Raw genomic sequence first — 19207 nt, 5'->3', positions numbered from 1 at the left:
GCGGGGCCCGCGCTTACGATCGGCTCATGTCGGAGACAGGGGGCGTCCGGGAGGTGAAGTCCGCGGCGCGGACGGTCGAGCTGCTGGAACTGCTCGCGGCGCGCGGCGACCGGCCCGCACGGCTGCAGGAGCTCGCGGACGAGCTGGGGGTGCCGCGCAGCTCGATGTACGCGCTGCTGCAGACCCTGATCGGCCGCGGCTGGGTGCGCACCGACGTCACCGGGTCCCTCTACGGCATCGGCATCCACGCCCTGCTGACGGGCACGAGCTACCTCGACTCCGACCCACGGGTGCGGCTGGTGCGCCCCTTCCTCGACGAGGCGTCCGAGGCGCTGGGCGAGACGATCCACTTGGGGCGGCTGGACGGCCGGGGGGTCGCGTATCTGGCGACACGCGAGTCGCACGAATACCTGCGCACGATCAGCCGGGTCGGCAGGCGGCTCCCCGCGCACGTCGGCGCGCTCGGCAAGGCCCTGCTGGCCCAGCGGCCGGACGAGGAGCTGCCCGAGGGGCCCTACGAGGCGCTGACCCCGCACTCGCACACCAGCAGGCGGGCGCTGCTGGCGGACCTCGAGCGGATACGGGCGCGCGGTCACTCCGTGGACCGCGAGGAGGGCGTCCTCGGCATCGTCGGCTTCGGTTTCGCCCTGCGCTACGACACTCCCGCCCAGGACGCGATCAGCTGCTCGGTGCCGGTGGGCCGGCTGACGCCGGAGCACGAGGAGCGGATCGTGTCGGTGATGCGGGAGATCAGGGCGAAGATCGAGGCGACCGCGCCGGGTTCCGCGGGCGCCGCCGACTGGCGTTGACGCACGAAGAACCTCGCGGCCGACCGGCGCCGGCGCACGGGGAGCGCCGGAGCCGGAACGGAGAAGGCCGGTTCAGAAGACGTAGGCGTCCACCTCGGCGAGACAGCGCGCCCGCCGCTCCTCGTCGTCCTCCAGGAACGAGGCGAGGAAGGAGTTGCGGGCCAGCTCGCGCAGCCGTTCCTCGTCCAGGCCCAGGGCGGTGCGCACGGCGTCGAAGTTGTCGCCGGCGTAACCGCCGAAGTAGGCGGGGTCGTCGGAGTTGACCGTGCAGAGCAGCCCGGCGTCCAGCATGGCCGGCAGCGGATGCTCCGCCAGCACGTCGACGGTCCGCAGCCGCACGTTGGACAGCGGACACAGGGTCAGCGGGATCCGCTCCCGCACCAGCCGCTCCACCAGCGCCGGGTCCTCCATGCAGCGCAGCCCGTGGTCGACGCGCTCGACTCCGAGGACGTCGAGGGCCTGCGTGATGTACTCCGGCGGGCCCTCCTCGCCGGCGTGCGCGACCCGCCGCAGTCCGAGCGCGGCGGCGGCCTCGTAGACCTCGCGGAACTTCACCGGCGGGTGCCCGACCTCGGCCGAGTCCAGGCCGACGCCGATGATCCGGTCGAGGTGGGGCTTCGCCGCGTCCAGCGTCGCCAGGGCAGACTCGGCGGACTCGTCGCGCAGGAAGCACAGGATCAGCCGGGTGGAGATCCCGTGGGCGGCCTCGCTACGGCCCAGCGCCCGCCACAGCCCCTCCACCACCGTGCCCATGTCCACCCCGCGGGCGAGGTGCGCCTGCGGGTCGAAGAAGATCTCCGCGTGCCGCACGCCCTGCGCGGCGGCCCGGGTGAGATACGCCTCGGCGAGATCCTCGAAGTCCCGCTCGGTGCGCAACACCGTCATGAGCTCGTAGTACAGGTTCAGGAAGGACTGCAGGTCCTCGAACCGGTACGCCTCACGAAGCTCGTCGGTGTCGGCGTAGGGCAGCGCGACCCCGTTGCGGGCGGCCAGCTCGAAGGCCAGCTCCGGCTCCAGGGTTCCTTCGATGTGCAGGTGCAGTTCGGCTTTGGGGAGGGGCATCAAAGCATGGTACGGCCGCTTCACCGCCGTTTCGGAACCGGGATCCGCAGCAGGTCGTGGGCGACGGTCAGCTCGCCGTCGAACCCGGCGGCCCGCGCCTGCCGCTCGAACTCTCCCCCACTCTCGGAGTATCGCTGGCTGAAGTGGGTGAGGACCAGATGCCGCACCCCGGCGTCCCGGGCGACCCGGGCGGCCTGACCGGCGGTCAGATGACCGTGGTCCACGGCGAGCCGCTCGTCCTCGTCGAGGAAGGTCGACTCGATGACGAGCAGGTCGGCGCCCTCGGCGAGGGCGTGCACGCCGTCGCACAGCCGGGTGTCCATGACGAACGCGAACCGCTGTCCGCGGCGGACCTCGCTGACGTCGTCGAGCGAGACCCCGCCGATCGCCCCCTCCCGCTGGATCCGGCCGACGTCGGGTCCGCCGATGCCGTGCGCGGCGAGCCGCTCGGGCAGCATGCGGCGGCCGTCGGGCTCGACGACGCGGTAGCCGTAGGACTCCACCGGATGCGAGAGCCTGGCGGTCTCCAGCCGGTAGGCGGCGGCGGTGGCGAGCGGCCCGTCCGCGTCGACCGGCGCCTCGGTGATGCCGACGGTCTCGCGGTAGGCGGTGGAATAGCGCAGCCGCTCGAAGAACCGCTGCCCCGAGCGCGGGTAGTGGGCGGTGACCGGATGCGGCACCTGGTCCAGGTTGATGCGCTGGATGACGCCCGCGAGGCCGAGGGAGTGGTCGCCGTGGAAGTGGGTGACGCAGATCCGGTGGATGTCGTGCGCGGCGACCCCGGCGCGCAGCATCTGGCGCTGGGTGCCCTCGCCCGGGTCGAAGAGGAGGCCCTCGCCGTCCCAGCGCAGCAGATAGCCGTTGTGGTTGCGGTGCCGGGTGGGCACCTGGCTGGCGGTGCCGAGGACCACCAGTTCGCGTACGGACACGGCGGCCTACCCGGGGGGCCAGTGCAGACCGCGGCCGCCGAGGACGTGCGCGTGCACGTGGAACACGGTCTGGCCGGCGCCCGCGCCGGTGTTGAAGACGACGCGGTAGCTGTCCAGCTTGTCCTCGTCGGCCACCGCCTGGGCTTCGCGCAGCACGTCGGCGGTGAGGGCCGGGTCGGCGGCCGCGAGGGCGGCGGCGTTCTCGTGGTGCGCCTTCGGGATCACCAGGACGTGGGTGGGCGCCTGGGGGTTGATGTCCCGGAAGGCGACGGTCGTTTCGGTCTCCCGCACGATCGTCGCCGGAATGGTCCCCGCGACGATCTTGCAGAACAGACAGTCGTCCTGCGCTTCCCCTGCCATGCGGGTTCCTCCTCAGCCGGTTGATCAGTACGGGGGCATGTTAGCGGGGCGACCGCGTCGCCCCGGCCCGTGCGGGCGCCCCCGGCGCGGGCCGCGACCCCGGTCAGGGCAGCACGGGCGGAACCTTCGCGGGCGTGGCTTCCAGCGAGGCCAGCGCCGACGCCACCGCCGCGTCGAGCTGGACGTCGCGGGCGGCCGCGTGGTCCTGGGGAGCGCACACCACCTCGATGTCGGGATCGACGCCGTGGTTCTCCACGCCCCACCCGTAACCCTCCAGCCAGATGGCGTACTTGGGCTGCGTGACGAGCGTTCCGTCGACCAGCCGGTAGCGGCTGTCGATCCCGACCGTCCCGCCCCAGGTGCGCGTCCCGACCACCGGCCCGATGCCGAGCGCCTTGATCGCCGCGTTGACGATGTCCCCGTCCGACCCGGAGAACTCGTTGGCGACGGCGACCACGGGGCCCCGCGGCGCGTCCTCCGGATAGCTGGACGCCCGCATGCCGCGCGGCACGTCCCAGCCGACGATGCGCCGGGCGAGCTTCTCGACGACCAGCTGGGAGGTGTGGCCGCCGCGGTTCTCCCGGACGTCCACGACCAGGCCCTCGCGGGCCACCTCGACCCGCAGGTCGCGGTGGATCTGCGCCCAGCCCGGCGCCTGCATGTCGGGCACGTGCAGATAGCCCAGCCGGCCGCCCGACGCCTCGTGCACGTACGCCCGCCGGTCCGCGACCCACGCGTGGTAGCGCAGCGCCTCCTCGTCGGCGACGGGGACGACGACGGCGTGCCGCGGCTCGCCCCCGCCGGACGGCGACACCGTCAGCTCGACGACCTTGCCGGCCGTGCCGACCAGCAGCGGCCCGGGCCCGGTGACCGGGTCCACCGGCTGCCCGCCGACGGCGACGATCGCGTCGCCGGCCCGCACCGCGACGCCGGGCGCGGCGAGCGGGGAGCGGGCGTCGGGGTCGGAGGTCTCCGAGGGCAGCACTCGGTCGATGCGCCAACTGCCGTCCGCGTGACGGGAGAGGTCCGCGCCGAGCAGGCCCTGCCGGGCGCCCCCGCGGTGGCCGCCGCGCGGTGAGACGTAGGCGTGCGAGGTGCCGAGCTCGCCGTGCAGCTCCCACAGCAGGTCGACGAGGTCGTCGTGGGTCGCGACCCGCTCCAGCACGGGCCGGTAGCGGTCGAGGACGCCGTCCCAGTCGACGCCGCCGAGGTCGGGCCGCCAGAAGTTGTCCCGCATGATCCGGCCGGTCTCGTCGTACATCTGCCGCCACTCGGCGGACGGGTCCACGACCCTGCGGATCCGGCCGAGGTCGACGGTGACGTTGCTGTCGCTGTCCTCGTCGCCGGAGGCGCGCCGGTCGCTGGGGACGACCTTGAGCTTGCCGTCGGTCCACAGCAGCAGCCGCTTGCCGTCGCCGCTGACCTCGAAGCGGTCGGCGTCCGACGCGAGGTGCTCGATGCGCAGGTGGACGAGGTCGTAGCGCTCCAGCTCGGTGTCGGGGCCGGGGTCGTCCGGGGTGGCGCGGGAGGCCCCGAGGACGCCGTGCACGGGATGCCGCAGCCACAGCACGCCGTCCTTCGCCGCGGCCAGCCCGGAGTAGCGGCCGGCCTCGACCGGGAAGGGCACTATCCGGTCGGCGAGGCCCTCGAGGTCGATACGGGTGGTCGGGGTGCCCTCGCTGTCGGGCGTCTCCTCCTTGTCGGGAGCCTCGAACGGCTTGCCGTGCCGCTGCGGTCCGAAGGGCGAGGGAGTGGTCGCCGCGAGCGTGATGAGGTGCGGGCGGGCGCCGGCCACGAAGGAGAGGTCGAAGACGTGCTCGTCGTAGACCGGGTCGAAGGCGCGTGTGGAGAGGAACGCGAGGTGCCTGCCGTCGAGGGTGAAGGCCGGCGCGTAGTCGCGGAAGCGCAGCGGGGTCGCCTCGGTGACCGACAGGTCGGTGACGTTGGCAAGCTTGAGCTGGCTGAGCGGCCGCGGCCCGGGGTGCGACCAGGCGAGCCAGGCCGAGTCCGGGGAGAAGACCAGGTCGGACACCTCGCCGTCGGGGCTGCTGTCGACCTCGCGGACCTCTCCGGTCTCCCGCTCGACGAGCAGCAGCCGTCCGTCGTGCGCGGCGACCGCGGCCCGGCTGCCGTCGGGCGCCATGGCGAGCTCGAGGACCCGGCCGAGCCGTCCGGCGGCGAGCCGGCGCGGGGTGGCGCCGGGGGCCGCGCCGGTCGCCGGGGCGAACTCCAGCGCGTCCTCCCCCTCGGCGTCGGTCACCCACACCGCCCACTCCTCCCCCTCCGTGCGGAAGGTGCGCGGCAGCCGGGCCCGCACGCCGGGTTCGGCGGCGAGCGCCCGGGCGGGCCCGGACCGGTGGGTGACCCAGTGGACGGCGCCGCGCACCTCGACGGCGCTGCCGCGCGCGGTGTGGTCGGGCGCGGCCCCGCCCAGCCACCGGGAGGCGGCGACCGGGTAGGGGCGGCGGTCGGTGCGCTGGCCGCCGAGCCGGACGTCGAGGCGGCGCGGTTCGGCCCCGTCGAGGTCGTCGAGCAGCCACAGCTCGCCCGCGGACATGTACACGATCCGGGTGCCGTCGCCGGCGGCCTGGCGTGCGTAGAAGCCGCCCCCGCCCTCGGCCTCGCCCGGGCGGGAGACGCCCCCGTGCGGCGTGTGCCGGCGCAGGTCGGAGCCGTCGGCGAGGGAGGAGTACAGCGCGCCCGTGCCCTCGTGGTCGGAGAGGAACGCGATACGGTCCCCGGCCCACACCGGGCACTCGATGTTGCCGTCGAGCTCCTCGTGCAGGCGGACGAAGTCCCCGTCGCCCTCCCGGTCGATCCACAGCTTGCCCGCGGTGCCGCCCCGGTAGCGCTTCCAGTGCGCGGCCTCGCGGCCCATCGACGCGGACAGCAGCACGGTGTGCGGGCCGTGGGCGACCGTGCCGACCGGCCCGTACGGCAGGGTCGTCGCCGGTCCGCCGTCGACGGGGACGGCACGGGCCCAGCTGCGCCGCAGGGTCGCCTGGTCGTAGGTGCTGACGGCGAGGACCCGGCCGTCCGGGGTCCAGCCACGCACCCGGGTCTGCGCGTTGCCCCAGTACGTCAGCCGGGTCGAGGGCCCGCCGTCGACGGGGGCGATGTGCACCTCGGGCGCGCCGTCACGGGTGGACGTCCAGGCGACGGTTGCGCCGTCGGGCGAGATGCGCGGCGAGGAGACCGGCACGTTGTCGGAGCTGACCCGCCAGGCGCGGCCGCCGTCGAGGGGCGCGAGCCACACGTCGTCCTCGGCGACGAAGGCCGCCAATTCGCCGTGCAGGTGCGGGAATCTGAGATACGCGGCAGGCGTCGCGGACTGGGTCACCGGATCACTGTATGCATCGCCGGGCCCGCTGGTCAGGGGTTTCGGTCACTTCCCCACGCCGCCCGAGCCGACGGTCTCGGTGACGGTGACCGTCACGGTGACGGTCGGCCGGGCGCCGGGCGCGGCGGAACCGGACGGCTTGACCGGCGACGGCGTCGCGGACTTGCAGTCGCCGAGCCCGCTCACCCGGAACAGCTGCTTCCGGCCGACGACCGCGGTGAGATCCCCCCGCACACAGGCCCCGTCGACCGCCCGCGTGATCCGGCCCTCGACCGTGATGTCGCGTCCGTCGGAGGTCTTGCCCCGGCAGTCGACGGTGGCGACGGCGGCCGCCTTCTTCTCGTCCTTGTACTGAGCTGTGCAGGTCAGCCAGCGCACGTCCACGTGCCGTCGCTGGATCTCGGCCGTCGCGGCCTCGTCGGTGGTGTGCGCCACGGACATGGTGCTCAGTCCGCCCGGCTCGCAGGCCACGACGCCTACCGCCGCGACCGCGACCGCCACCGCCGGAAGCAGCCGATTACGTCTCAATGCCCCCATGGACGGCAGCGTGCCACTCGGGCGCGCGGTGCGGTAGCCCGTATGCGGTCACGTTCCGCGCGGATACCGTGGGCGCATGAGCGGCAGGCGTCACAGAACCCTCGTCGTCGACGGGACGACCGTCTACGGGTGGACGGTCCGGCACCGCCACGGGGACGGGCAGCCGTGCCGGGAGATCCTCACCCTGCACCGGGACGGTCTGCGCACCCGCATCGTCTTCCGGGACGGCGAGGGGCGCTCTTCGGGCGGCGGCGGATACGGGGCGCACAGCGGCGGGGTGGGCGATCGCCGCCATCATCTCAACCTGCACGAACCCGGTGTGGTGCGCGCCTTCGTCGACGAGGCCGTCCGGCGGGGACTGCTGCCCCTGGACGGGGAGTTGGACGGCTGGGAGCTGTTCACCGCGGTCGCGCTCAGCTGCGCAGCAGCAGCCATTCCTGAAGCTCCACCAGGTTCCCCTCCGGGTCCTTGAGATGGGCGACGCGCATGCGGTCGGTCATCGGGGCGGGGCCGTGGATCAGGGCGGCGCCCCGGGCGGTGACGCCCGCGCAGTAGGAGTCCAGGTCGTCGACGCGCAGCACCACGAGGGAACGGTGCCCGTTCGCCGCGTCGCCCAGCTCCCCGAGCACCTCCGCCATCATCGCGCGGTCCTGGATCGCGATGCCCGCCGACCCGGTGGCGGGGCTGAACTTCTCGTACGGCCCCTGCTCCGCGCCCGACTGCGGCTTCAGCCCGAGGACGTCGGAGTAGAAGCGATAGCAGAGGGGGAAGTCCCTCACCAGCAGCCTGACTTGGACGAGTTCCACGAAAACCTCCGAAGGGCGGACGGACGGGCGGACGGACGGGCGGACGGACGGGGCGCCGTACGAGCGGGCGGACGGACGGTCAGGACCAGCGGCCGGTGCGGCCCAGGACGAGGGCCGCGGCCGCCGTGCCGGCGGTCGAGGTGCGCAGCACGCTCCGGCCGAGCCGGTACGCCTTCGCGCCCGCCTCCTCGAAGAGCGCCAACTCCTCGGGCGACACACCCCCTTCGGGCCCCACGACGAGCACGATCTCGCCCTCGGCGGGGAGTTCGGCGGCGGCCAGCGGCTCGCTGCCGTAGTCGCGGTCCTCGTGCAGGACGGCGGCGAAGTCGGCCCGGGCCAGCAGCGCGGCCACCTGGCGGGCGGTCGACGCCTCCGCGACCTCGGGGAAGCGGACCCGGCGGGACTGCTTGCCGGCCTCGCGGGCGGTGGCCCGCCACTTGGCGAGCGCCTTGGCGCCGCGCTCGCCCCTCCACTGGGTGATGCAGCGCGCGGCCGCCCACGGCACGATCTTGTCGACGCCGGTCTCGGTCATCGTCTCGACGGCCAGCTCGCCCCGGTCGCCCTTGGGCAGCGCCTGCACGACGGTGACCCGGGGCGTCTCGACGGGCTCCTCGACGGTCTCGCCCAGCCGCACGACCAGCCGGTCCTTGCCCTCGGCGGCGACGACCTCGGCCCGCGCCCAGCGTCCGGCGCCGTCGGTGAGGACGACGTCCTCTCCGGCCCGCAGCCGCTTCACCGAGACGGCGTGCCGACCCTCGGGTCCGTCCAGCACGAACTCGGCTCGACCGTGCGGGAGTTCGTCGACGACGAAGACGGGGGCGGTCATCGGGCGCCGCCCTCACCGGCCGTGAAGCCCTGTGACAACGCTGTCCGCGCCGCGGCGAGTTCGTTCACCAGTACCTCCACCAGTCGTCCGGCGGGCAGTTCGCGGGCCATCCGGTGGCCCTGCCCCGCCCACAGCGCCATCCCCTGGGCGTCCCCCGCCTTGGCCGCCGCCTTGCGCAGCGGCACCGTGAGGTGGTGCACCTCCGGGTAGGCGGCGGGCGCGTACGGGCCGTGCTCGCGCAGGAAGCGGTTGACCAGGCCGCGGGCCGGGCGGCCGGAGAAGGCGCGGGTCAGCTCGGTGCGCACGAACAGGGGGTTGGTCAGCGCCTGCTTGTGCACGGCGTGCGCACCGGACTCGGGGGTGGCGAGGAACGCGGTGCCCAGCTGGGCCGCGCTCGCGCCGGCCGCGAGGACCGCGGCGATCTGGCTGCCGCGCATGATGCCGCCGGCGGCCACGACCGGCAGGTTCACGGACTCGCGGACCTGGGCGACCAGGGAGAGCAGACCGATGCCGCAGCCGTCGTTCTCGGGGTTGTCCCGGTGGCTGCCCTGGTGTCCGCCGGCCTCCACGCCCTGCACGACCACCGCGTCCGCGCCGGCCCGCTCCACCGCGAGGGCCTCCTCCGCGGTGGTCGCCGTGACCAGCGTGAACGTTCCCGCGCGGCGCAGCGACTCCAGCGCCTCGGCGCTCGGCACGCCGAAGTGGAAGGACACCGCCGGCACCGGGTTGTCCAGCAGCACCGCGAGCTTGGCGTCGTACCCGTCGTCGCGGCCGCTGTCCGGATCTCCGAGCTCGGTGTCGTACCAGACGGCCTCACCGGCGAGCTGGTCGGCGTAGACCTCGACGGCGCCGGCAGCGGGGAGCGCGGCCTGGGCCACTCCGGTGGAGCCGGTGCTCGCACCGGGGTACTCGGGCTGCGGCATGAAGAGGTTCACGCCGAACGGGCGGCCGGTGAGGCTCCGCAGCTGTTTGATGTCCTGGTACATGCCGTCGGCCGTCTTGTACCCGGCCGCGAGGAATCCGAGCCCGCCCGCCTCGGACACGGCGGCCACGAGCTGCGGGACGGAGACACCGCCCGCCATGGGGGCCTGCACGATCGGGTGAGGGAGGAGACCGGTCAGCGCGGAGGACATGGCGGCATGTTGTCACGTCCTCAGGACAAGTCCGAATCGACCCTTCCCCTCGGCATCCGGTGTCACCGTCAGCCCGTCCGACGCTTGAGGACGAGGCCCTTTCGGGGCCGAAAAGCGGGGGGGGTCGGGGGCGCAGCCCCCGAGGACGGGAAGGGAAGGGGCGGCGGGGGCGATGAAGCAGCCCGCCGCACCCCCACCGTCACCGCCCGTTGAACGCGTCCTTGAGCCGCGAGAACAGTCCCTGCTGTCCGGGCTGGAACTGCCCCGTGGGCCGCTCCTCGCCCCGCAGCTTCGCCAGCTCCCGCAGCAGCCGCTCCTGCTCGGGATCCAGCTTCGTCGGGGTCTGCACCTCGACGTGCACGATGAGGTCGCCGCGCCCGCCGCCGCGCAGATGCGTGACGCCCCGGCTGTGCAGCGGGATCGACTGGCCGGACTGGGTGCCGGGCCGGATGTCGACCTCCTCCAGGCCGTCCAGCGTCTCCAGGGGCACCTTCGTGCCCAGGGACGCCGCCGTCATCGGCAGGGTCACCGTGCAGTGCAGGTCGTCGCCGCGCCGCTGGAACTGCGCGTGCGGCAGCTCGTGGATCTCCACGTACAGGTCGCCGGCGGGGCCGCCGCCGGGGCCGACCTCGCCCTCGCCCGCCAGCTGGATCCGGGTGCCGTTGTCGACGCCTGCCGGGATCTTCACCGTCAGGGTGCGACGCGAGCGCACGCGCCCGTCGCCCGCGCACTCGGGGCACGGGGTCGGCACGACGGTGCCGAAGCCCTGGCACTGCGGACACGGCCGCGACGTCATGACCTGGCCCAGGAAGGACCGGGTCACCTGCGACACCTCACCGCGGCCGCGGCACATGTCACACGTCTGGGCGCTGGTGCCCGGGGCTGCGCCCTCGCCGCTGCACGTCGTGCAGACGATCGCCGTGTCGACCTGGAGGTCCTTCGTGGTGCCGAAGGCCGCCTCCTCGAGGTCGATCTCCAGCCGGATCATCGCGTCCTGGCCGCGCCGGGTGCGCGAGCGGGGCCCGCGCTGCGACGCCGTGCCGAAGAACGCGTCCATGATGTCGGAGAAGTTGCCGAAGCCCCCCGCCCCGAAGCCGCCGGCGCCACCGCCGCCCGCCTGGGACAGCGGGTCGCCCCCGAGGTCGTAGACCTGCTTCTTCTGCGGGTCCGACAGCACCTCGTAGGCGGCGTTGATCTCCTTGAACCGCTCCTGGGTCTTCGGATCCGGGTTGACGTCCGGGTGCAGCTCGCGCGCGAGCCTCCGGAAGGCCTTCTTGATCTCTTCCTGCGACGCGTCGCGGCGCACGCCGAGGACGGCGTAGTAGTCCGTGGCCACTTACGACTCCGCCAGGATCTGTCCGACGTACCGTGCCACCGCTCGTACCGCTCCCATCGTTCCCGGGTAATCCATGCGGGTCGGTCCGACCACGCCGAGTTTGGCGACTGCCTCGCCGCCCGAACCGTAGCCGACCGACACCACGGAAGTGGAGTTGAGCCCCTCGTAGGCGTTCTCGTGACCGATGCGTACGGTCATGCCCGAATCCCCCGCCTCGCCAAGGAGCTTGAGGAGCACGACCTGCTCCTCGAGGGCCTCCAGGACGGGCCGGATGGTGAGGGGAAAGTCATGTCCGAAGCGGGTGAGATTGGCGGTTCCGCCGATCATCAGCCGCTCCTCGTTCTCTTCGACGAGCGTCTCCAGCAGCGTGGAGAGCACCGTCGTCACCGTGCCGCGGTCCTCCGCCTCGAAGGCGTCCGGCAGGTCCTCCACCAGACGCGGCACGTCGCTGAAGCGGCGGCCCGCCACCCGGCTGTTCAGCCGCGCGCGCAGATCCGCCAGCGAGGACTCCCCGAAGGGCGCCGGACAGTCCACCAGCCGCTGCTCGACCCGCCCGGTGTCCGTGATCAGCACCAGCATCAGGCGTGCCGGCGCGAGGGAGAGGAGCTCCACGTGCCGCACGGTCGAACGGGTCAGGGACGGGTACTGCACGACGGCGACCTGCCGGGTGAGCTGCGCGAGCAGCCGTACCGTCCGCGCCACGACGTCGTCGAGGTCGACCGCGCCGTCCAGGAAGTTCTGGATGGCGCGCCGCTCGGGGCCGGTCATCGGCTTGACGCCGGCCAGTTTGTCGACGAAGAGCCGGTAGCCCTTGTCCGTGGGGATCCGCCCGGCGCTGGTGTGCGGCTGGGCGATGTACCCCTCGTCCTCCAGGGCGGCCATGTCGTTGCGGACCGTCGCCGGGGACACGCCGAGGTTGTGCCGCTCGGTGAGCGCCTTGGACCCCACCGGCTCCTCGGTTCCGACGTAGTCCTGGACGATGGCGCGCAGCACCTGGAGCCTGCGTTCACTCAGCATCGCGCGCACACCTCCAGAATGTCGTCCCCCAGTCCCCTGGGCCCTCGCCGTTGGCACTCTTCACATTCGAGTGCCAGCGTTCCCCGGCCAGTGTACGGCTGTGGGGTACACCCGGGGCAAGGTCGGCCCCGGCACGGATACCGTGCAGCTAGCGTCGCGGTATGACGATGACTTGGGAAGAGCTGGGATGGGAGCGGGTCGCGGCCGGGGTGGGCAGGTGCCGGCTGCCGGGCTGGGACTGCACGGTGGGGCTGGTCGTCGGGGCGGGCACGGCGCTGGTGATCGACGCCGGATCGACGCTGGCGGAGGGGGCGCTGCTGCGGGCGCAGGCCGAGCGGCTCGCCGGCGGGCGTGTGACCCATCTCGCGCTCACACACCCCCATTTCGACCATGTGCTGGGTGCGGCGGCGTTCGCCGGCGCGGAGGTGTTCGGGGCGGTGGGCATCGACTCCGTGTCGGCCGACGAGCTGCGGGAGGACGCGGTCCGGCAGGGTGTGGACGAGGCGGCGGCGACGGAGGCCGCGGACACACTCGTGCGGCCCCGCCATTTCGTGTCCGGGGAGTGGACGCTCGACCTGGGCGCCGGCCGGCAGGTCCTGCTGGCGAACGTGGGCCCCGCCCACTCCGCCCATGATCTGGCGGTCCTCGTCCCGGGTGCGGCGGCCGGCGAGCCCGAGACGGTCTTCTGCGGCGACCTGGTGGAGGAGTCCGGCGATCCGCAGGCCGGCCCGGACGCGGTGCCGTCGCGCTGGCCCGCCGCCCTGGACCGGCTGCTCGAACTCGGCGGCGAGGACGCGCGGTACGTGCCCGGTCACGGGGCCGTGGTGGACGCGGCGTTCGTGCGGGCGCAGCGGGACGCGCTGGCGACGCGATTCGGCGTGTCGCCGTAATCCCGCCCCGGGGATTCTCCTATCGTCATCCGAATGCGCCAGTACTCCGCCGACCTGACCCCTCCCTGGAAGAAGCCGACGCCGGTTCCCGAGGTCGCGGCGGAGCCCGGCCTGGTGGTGGAGGAGCCCGGCACCGGTTTCTGCGGCGCGGTGATCCGCTGCGAGGCGGGCACGGTGACCCTGGAGGACCGCTTCGGCAAGCACCGGGTGTTCCCGCTGGAGCCGCGCGGCTTCCTGCTGGAGGGCAGGGCGGTGACCCTGGTGAGGCCCGCCGCGGGGCCCTCCCGTCCCGCCCGCACCGCCTCGGGTTCGGTCGCCGTCCCCGGCGCCCGCGCGCGTGTCGCCCGCGCCGGCCGTATCTACGTCGAGGGCCGGCACGACGCCGAGCTGGTCGAGAAGGTATGGGGCGACGACCTGCGCGTCGAGGGCGTGGTCGTGGAGTACCTGGAAGGGGTGGACGACCTGCCCTCGATCGTCGCCGAGTTCGGCCCCGGCCCGGACGCGCGGCTGGGCGTCCTGGTGGACCACCTGGTGCCCGGGACGAAGGAGTGGCGCATCGCGCAGGCGGTGACCAGCGAGCACGCACTGGTCGTCGGCCACCCGTACATCGACATCTGGGAGGCCGTGAAACCGGCGTCCCTGGGGATCGCGGGGTGGCCGCGGGTCCCGCACGGCCAGGACTGGAAGACGGGAGTGTGCCGGGCGCTGGGCTGGCCGTCGGAGAACACCGGGGCGGTGTGGCAGGCGATCCTGAAGCGGGTCGGCTCCTACAAGGACCTGGAGCCGGAGTTGCTCGGCCGCGTGGAGGAACTGATCGACTTCGTCACGGACGGCGGGGCCTGACGCCCGTATGCCCAAGCCACGGCCCGCTGGTACACCCGGGCCACGGCTGGCTCGTCCGCCCGGGCCACGGCTGGCTCGTCCGCCCGGACCGCGGCTCGCTGGTACGCCCGGTCCACGGCTCGCTGGTACGCCCGGTCCACGGCTCGCCCGTCAGCACGGGCCGCGGCTCGCTTCGCGCCCCGGTTCTCTCCCCGGGCGATCAGTCCACCAGGTCCCGTACCACCGCGTCCGCCAGCAGCCGGCCGCGCAGCGTGAGCACCGCGCGTCCCTCGTCGTACGGTCCGCGCTCCAGCAGCCCCTCCCCCAGCGCCCGGCGGGACGCCGTGAGCCCCGCCGGCCGGAGCAGGTCGAGCGGCGCCCCCTCGCGCAGCCGCAGCTCCAGCAGGATCCGCTCCACCCTGCGGTCCTCGTCGGACAGCAGCTCCCGGCCCGCGCCCGGGGAGCGGCCCGCCGCCAGCGCCGCCGCGTACGCCCCCGGATGCTTGACGTTCCACCAGCGCACCCCGCCGACGTGCGAGTGCGCGCCCGGCCCGGCGCCCCACCAGTCGGCGCCCCGCCAGTACAGCTCGTTGTGCAGGCAGCGGGCCGCCCGCGAGGTGGCCCAGTTGGAGACCTCGTACCAGTCGTAGCCCGCCGCGGACATCACCTCGTCCGCGATCAGATAGCGGTCGGCGTGCACGTCGTCGTCGGTCATCGGGACCTCGCCGCGGCGGATCCTGCGGGCCAGTTGCGTGCCCTCCTCGACGATCAGGGCGTAGGCGCTGACGTGGTCGGGTCCGGCGCCCAGGGCCGCCTCCAGCGAGGCCCGCCAGTCGTCGTCCGACTCGCCCGGGGTGCCGTAGATCAGGTCCAGGTTGACGTGGTCGAAGCCCGCCGCCCGCGCCTCCGCCACGCACCGCTCGGGCCGGCCGGGGGTGTGCGTGCGGTCGAGGACCTTCAGCACGTGCTGCCGCGCGCTCTGCATGCCGAACGAGACCCGGTTGAAGCCGCCCTCGCGCAGGGCCGTCAGATAGGCGGGGTCGACGGACTCCGGGTTGGCCTCGGTCGTCACCTCGGCGTCCGCCGCGAGGCCGAACTCGTCGCGGACCGCGCCCAGCATCCGTACCAGGTCGGACGCGGCCAGCAGGGTCGGCGTGCCGCCGCCGACGAAGACCGTGCGGACCTCGCGCGGATCGTCGCCGAGGACCTTGCGGGCCAGCCGGATCTCGTCGATCACGGTGTCCGCGTAGTTGTCGCGGGAGGCGAGGACCCCGCCGGTGCCGCGCAGCTCGGTCGCGGTGTAGGTGTTGAAGTCGCAGTACCCGCAGCGGGTCGCGCAGTACGGAACGTGCAGATAGAACCCGAGGGGGCGGTCGGCGGCGCCGGCGAGCGCGGACGCCGGGAGCGCGCCGTCGCCGGGAACCGGCTCACCGTCGGGGAGTGCGGAAGGCATACGGCCCATTGTCCCGCACGCCCGTGGCAACCCTCGTCGGCACGGGTCATCGCCGGAGCGGGCCCGGGACCGCGGCCGGGCCGGCCTCAGGCCAACAGCTCCGCCCCCAGCGGACGTCCAGGACCGGCGCCCGGCAGGACGTACGCCACCGCCGAGCCCCGTGCCTGGGTGAACGCTGTCAGGTCGTCCTGTGCGGCCATGCGCCGCTGGACCCGGGCGAACAGCGCCGGGTCCCGCATGAAGGCGAGGAACAGCAGGCCCTGGTCGGTGGGGCCGTCGGCGTAGGAGTAGCTGCGGCGCAGCATGCGGGCGCCGTCGTCGAGGCGGGGGCTCACGGCGCGCACGTGCGAACGCGGCGGCGTGGTGTACCGGCCCTGGGCGTCCTTGGCGAGCGGGTCGACCGGGTCGTCCTCGGATCCGCCCTCCAGCGGGGCTCCGGTCGCGCGGCGGCGGCCGACGACCTCCTCCTGACGGTGTACGGAGAGCCGGGCGAAGTCCTCCACCCGCAGGTGGACGCGCCGGACGACGAGGTAGGTCGCGTCGCCCGACCACACCCAGCGCTCGCACTCCTCGGCGGTCGGATTGGCGCTGCCGTTCTTGAATCCGATCAGGTCGCGCGGGGTGCCGCCGCCGTCCGGGGAGGGCGGCAGAAAGCCCGCCTGCCGCCAGCGCGGGACCAGCGCGTCCCCCGCCAGCCGGGTCAGTGCGGCCGCGGTCGCCTCGGTGGCGTCGGCCGAGTCGGCGCACAGCTGCACCAGCACGTCGCCGCCGCAGCGGGCGGGGTCGAGCCGGTCGCCGGGGAAGGAGGGCAGGTCGCGCAGGGCGTCGGGAGCGCGCAGACCGAGGCGGTCGGGCAGCCCGGGGCCGACGCCGACCGTGGCGGTGAGACGTGACCCACGACCGCCGTCGGTCTCCCGGGCGTCCTGGGTCTCCCGGGCGTCCTGGGTCTCGCGGGGCTCGCGGGGCTCGCGGGGCTCGCGGGTCTCGCGGGGCTCGCGACCACCGTCGGCCTCCCGGGCGTTCTGGCTCTCCTGGGCCTCAGCCAGGGCGCGGGTCCACTCCACGAGCACCGCCTTCAGCTCCCGTGCGCCCGCCGCACCGCGCAGGGCGGGATCGAGGTCGTACGCCAGGATCAGGGCGGTGGCCTGTTGCGGGGTGGTCACCCCGGCCTGGCGGCGGCGCGCCGCATGGGCCCCGGGCCCGGGCGCGCCCGCCGGCGGACGGGCCTCGCGGGTGCATGCGGTCGCGGTCAGCCCGATTCCCGCGCCGGCGATCAGGACGCTTCGACGGGTGGGCGTGTCATCTACGGCATTCGTCGCCTTCGGCACAAAACGGGACCATACATGCGCGGACTGCGCCCGGGTCGCGTCCCTCGCCGCCCCGGCCCGTCGTCTTCGCCGCGTCTGCGCCTCGCGCATCCCCGGTTCTCCGCGGCGGCTTCGCCGCGTCTCCGCCTCGCAGCCCCACCGCTGCCCCGTCGTGCGACAGCCCCGTCGTGCGGCCGTCGCTGCCGCCGCCGGGCCGCCGGGCCGCCGTCGTCACGGCTCGTCGCCGCACCGGCTCCCTGCCCGCTTCGCCGTCCCGCGTCGAGCGGCCCGCTACTGCGCCTGCAGCACGAGCAGCGCGAGGTCGTCGTCCGGCGGCTCCTCGCCGAACTCGTGCACCAGCCGGCGGATCCGCTCCGCGATCAGCTCCGCGTCCAGTCCGGCGCAGCCCGCCAGCGCCGTCGCGAGACCGTCCTCGTCGTCGAACTGGCGCGGTCCCGAGCGCCGCTCCGTCACGCCGTCGGTGACGCACAGCAGGCTGTCGCCGGGCCGCAGCTCCAGGCTGTCGCAGGTGTAGACGACGTCCTCTACGACCCCGAGAAGGGTCTGCGGGCGTCCGGCCGTGGCGACCGCGCCGTCCGGCCCGAGCACCAGCGGCAGCGGGTGTCCGGCGGAGGCGAGGGTGCAGCGGACGCCGCCCTCGAAAGGCGCCAGCTCGCCGTACAGGAGCGACAGGAAGCGGGTCTGCGGGCCGTCTCCGGGCCCGGCGGGGCCGACGAAGGCGCGGGCGGCGGCGTCGGCGGCCTCCGTCGCGTCGTCGAGGAGGAGCTGGTTGAGACGGTCCAGGACGTCGGCGACGCCGTAGCCCTCGCGGGCCAACAGCCGCAGCCAGGGGCGCGCCAGGCCGATGACGACGGCCGCCTCCGGGCCCTTTCCCTGGACGTCCCCCACGGCGAAGCACCAGCGGCCGTCACCCGCCGGGAACAGGTCGTAGAAGTCGCCGCTGGGCCCGCCCTGCTCGCGGGGCTCGTAGACGAGGGCGCTGCACACCCCGGGGATCTGGGCGACCGCGCCGGGCAGCAGCCCGCGCTGCAGAACCGCGCTGATGGTGGCCTGCCGGGCGTACTGACGGGCCGCGCCGATGGCGAGCGCCACCCGGCGGCCGAGATCCTCCACGAGCCCGGTGACCTCGTCGGGGAAGACGTCCGGTCCGGCCCGCCCGAGGACCAGGGTGCCCAGTGGCCGGCCGCCGGCGATCAACCGGTAGGCGAGGGCGGCGCCGTGCGGGCCGAGGGCCGTCGCGGGCCAGGGATAGGGCTCCGGCCCCGAGCGGGGGCCGCCGTCGGGCGGGCACGGCGGGTCCTTCTCCAGGGCGCGGCGCAGCTCCTCGATGCGGTTCTCGCTGCCGTGCCAGACCCGGGCCAGCCGCGGGCCCGGCCCGCCGGCCCAGTCGCCGCGGCCGCTGACCTCGTCCTCCAGCCACACCGCGCACCAGTCGGCGAGCCGCGGCACCAGAAGCTGGCCGGTCAGCGCGGCGACCAGGTCCTCGTCGAGCTGGCCGGCGAGCAGGTCGGACGCCTCGGCGAGGAAGGAGAGGGCGCCCCGGTTGAGCCAGTCGGGCTCGCCCCGGCCGTTCGGCTCCGGTTCGGGGGCGAGGGCGTCGAGGAGACCGGTGAGATCGGTGTCGCCGTAGCCGTGGCCGTACCCGTGGCTGCGACTGTGGCCGGAATCGGGGTCGGGGCGGTGATCGTCGCCCTGGCCGTCGTCGCACTCGGGGTCCGCGGCGCGAGCGTCGCCGGTGAATCCCACGACGCCGGCGGGCCGGCCCACCCCCTCGGCGGCCGGTGCCACGCCGCCGCCGGCGGAACCCGGCTCGGCGGAGTCGGCGGTCGGCAGCAGCCGCGCCCAGACCGTCTTCGCCCCCCTGCGGTACGTCACGCCCCAGGCGTCCGCCAGCGTGGCGACGAGACGCAGGCCACGGCCGTGCTCCGGCGTGCCGTGGGGCGGGTCGGGGGCGTGGTCGCGCGGGGTGCGGGAGGGGTGCCGGTCGCAGACCTCGACGACGATCGCGAGGCCGCCGTCGGACGGATCCGGCTCCGCCTCCAGCCGGCACACCAGCTCCACCTCGGTGCCGGCGTGCACCACGGCGTTCGTGACGAGCTCGCTGACGACGAGTATCGCGTCCTCGGCGAGGCGCTCACGGAGCTTCACGGCGCCGGGCAGGCCGGTCCCGGCCCACTCCGACAGCGCCGCGCGGACCAGGTCGCGGGCCGCGCCGGGCGCGAGGGAGCTGCCGGCCAGGGTCGCGCGTGTGTGCGGGAGCCCACTCGCGCGCGCGGGCGCGCCGCCGGTCCGGGAGAGGGTCTCCCGTTGCGTCGGAATGGCTCCCATGCGCTGCTCCCCGGGCGGTACGGATGCCCACCAGGGTGACAGACCGGTTGCATCCATGAGCGCTGGGTCACCGAAGTGGGCCGTCCGAAGCGAGAAGCGTGCTATGCGGGGGCACGCGTGTGTCCGATGACGCACGTTGACGCACGATTGAGGGGTGGAGTCCGAACAAACGGACTCCACCCCTCCCCTTCGTGTCGGTGGCGCCGATGTGCGCCGCCCGTCGGCCGTCGG

17 protein-coding genes are annotated in these 19207 nt (G+C 74.3%); 4 read left to right on the top strand and 13 right to left on the bottom strand.

Features of this window, described 5'->3' with window-relative positions; translation table 11 throughout:
• Nucleotides 1-26 precede the first annotated feature (26 nt).
• Nucleotides 27-809, top strand: a complete 783-nt coding sequence (locus OHS82_RS28045) for an IclR family transcriptional regulator (RefSeq protein ID WP_057574722.1) — start codon at nucleotides 27-29, stop codon at nucleotides 807-809.
• Between the two features lie 72 nt (nucleotides 810-881).
• Here OHS82_RS28045 and OHS82_RS28040 read toward each other — a convergent pair whose 3' ends face one another.
• The 5 genes from OHS82_RS28040 to OHS82_RS28020 form a co-directional block, all read right to left on the bottom strand.
• Nucleotides 882-1871, bottom strand: coding sequence for an adenosine deaminase (locus tag OHS82_RS28040; RefSeq protein WP_057574721.1), 990 nt, complete (start codon nucleotides 1869-1871; stop codon nucleotides 882-884).
• 20 nt (nucleotides 1872-1891) lie between these two features.
• On the bottom strand, nucleotides 1892-2800 hold the full coding sequence (locus OHS82_RS28035) for a ribonuclease Z (RefSeq protein ID WP_057574720.1): 909 nt from the start codon (nucleotides 2798-2800) through the stop codon (nucleotides 1892-1894).
• A 6-nt stretch (nucleotides 2801-2806) separates the two neighbouring features.
• Entirely contained in the window at nucleotides 2807-3160 is a 354-nt protein-coding gene (locus OHS82_RS28030; protein WP_057574719.1) for a histidine triad nucleotide-binding protein, read from the bottom strand.
• A 103-nt stretch (nucleotides 3161-3263) separates the two neighbouring features.
• Complete coding sequence (locus tag OHS82_RS28025; RefSeq protein WP_057574718.1) at nucleotides 3264-6500, bottom strand: S41 family peptidase; 3237 nt, start codon at nucleotides 6498-6500, stop codon at nucleotides 3264-3266.
• Between the two features lie 45 nt (nucleotides 6501-6545).
• A complete protein-coding gene (locus tag OHS82_RS28020) occupies nucleotides 6546-7037 on the bottom strand; it encodes a hypothetical protein (RefSeq protein WP_057574717.1) in 492 nt (163 codons plus the stop codon).
• Nucleotides 7038-7113: 76 nt separating this feature from the next.
• On the opposite strand from OHS82_RS28020, the gene OHS82_RS28015 reads away from it, so the two are divergent.
• Entirely contained in the window at nucleotides 7114-7509 is a 396-nt protein-coding gene (locus OHS82_RS28015; protein ID WP_079040912.1) for a hypothetical protein, read from the top strand.
• On the opposite strand, the gene OHS82_RS28010 is transcribed toward OHS82_RS28015, so the two are convergent.
• The 5 genes from OHS82_RS28010 to hrcA form a co-directional block, all read right to left on the bottom strand.
• Complete coding sequence (locus OHS82_RS28010; RefSeq protein WP_057574716.1) at nucleotides 7451-7843, bottom strand: VOC family protein; 393 nt, start codon at nucleotides 7841-7843, stop codon at nucleotides 7451-7453. The genes OHS82_RS28015 and OHS82_RS28010 overlap by 59 nt on opposite strands.
• A gap of 79 nt (nucleotides 7844-7922) precedes the next feature.
• Nucleotides 7923-8669 carry a 16S rRNA (uracil(1498)-N(3))-methyltransferase gene (locus OHS82_RS28005; RefSeq protein WP_057574715.1) on the bottom strand — a complete coding sequence of 249 codons (747 nt, stop codon included), beginning with the start codon at nucleotides 8667-8669 and terminating at the stop codon, nucleotides 7923-7925.
• The gene (locus OHS82_RS28000; RefSeq protein WP_057574714.1) at nucleotides 8666-9802 is read right to left on the bottom strand and encodes a nitronate monooxygenase; all 1137 of its coding nucleotides are present in this window, start codon (nucleotides 9800-9802) and stop codon (nucleotides 8666-8668) included. Before OHS82_RS28000 ends, OHS82_RS28005 begins: the two co-directional genes overlap by 4 nt.
• Nucleotides 9803-10001: 199 nt before the next feature.
• On the bottom strand, nucleotides 10002-11138 hold the full coding sequence (dnaJ, locus tag OHS82_RS27995; RefSeq protein ID WP_057574713.1) for a molecular chaperone DnaJ: 1137 nt from the start codon (nucleotides 11136-11138) through the stop codon (nucleotides 10002-10004).
• Entirely contained in the window at nucleotides 11139-12155 is a 1017-nt protein-coding gene (gene hrcA, locus OHS82_RS27990) for a heat-inducible transcriptional repressor HrcA (RefSeq protein ID WP_057574712.1), read from the bottom strand. It lies immediately after the preceding gene.
• A 161-nt stretch (nucleotides 12156-12316) separates the two neighbouring features.
• Between hrcA and OHS82_RS27985 the strand changes: the two genes are divergently transcribed.
• Nucleotides 12317-13045: an MBL fold metallo-hydrolase gene (locus OHS82_RS27985; protein WP_057574711.1), complete on the top strand. Its 729-nt coding sequence runs from the start codon at nucleotides 12317-12319 to the stop codon at nucleotides 13043-13045.
• Between the two features lie 33 nt (nucleotides 13046-13078).
• The gene (locus OHS82_RS27980; protein WP_057574710.1) at nucleotides 13079-13888 is read left to right on the top strand and encodes a DUF3097 domain-containing protein; all 810 of its coding nucleotides are present in this window, start codon (nucleotides 13079-13081) and stop codon (nucleotides 13886-13888) included.
• 199 nt (nucleotides 13889-14087) lie between these two features.
• Here the strand turns inward: OHS82_RS27980 and hemW are convergent, their stop codons facing one another.
• The 3 genes from hemW to OHS82_RS27965 form a co-directional block, all read right to left on the bottom strand.
• Nucleotides 14088-15320, bottom strand: coding sequence for a radical SAM family heme chaperone HemW (gene hemW / locus OHS82_RS27975; protein WP_057574709.1), 1233 nt, complete (start codon nucleotides 15318-15320; stop codon nucleotides 14088-14090).
• Between the two features lie 86 nt (nucleotides 15321-15406).
• On the bottom strand, nucleotides 15407-16648 hold the full coding sequence (locus OHS82_RS27970) for a Dyp-type peroxidase (RefSeq protein ID WP_328434759.1): 1242 nt from the start codon (nucleotides 16646-16648) through the stop codon (nucleotides 15407-15409).
• Between the two features lie 270 nt (nucleotides 16649-16918).
• Nucleotides 16919-18976, bottom strand: coding sequence for a SpoIIE family protein phosphatase (locus OHS82_RS27965; RefSeq protein ID WP_057574707.1), 2058 nt, complete (start codon nucleotides 18974-18976; stop codon nucleotides 16919-16921).
• Between the last annotated feature and the right edge of the window lie 231 nt (nucleotides 18977-19207).

The organism is Streptomyces sp. NBC_00425, from assembly GCF_036030735.1.
Taxonomy (GTDB): domain Bacteria; phylum Actinomycetota; class Actinomycetes; order Streptomycetales; family Streptomycetaceae; genus Streptomyces.
Note: the sequence above shows the minus strand (reverse complement) of the source record. Positions and strands in the feature narration are given on the sequence as shown.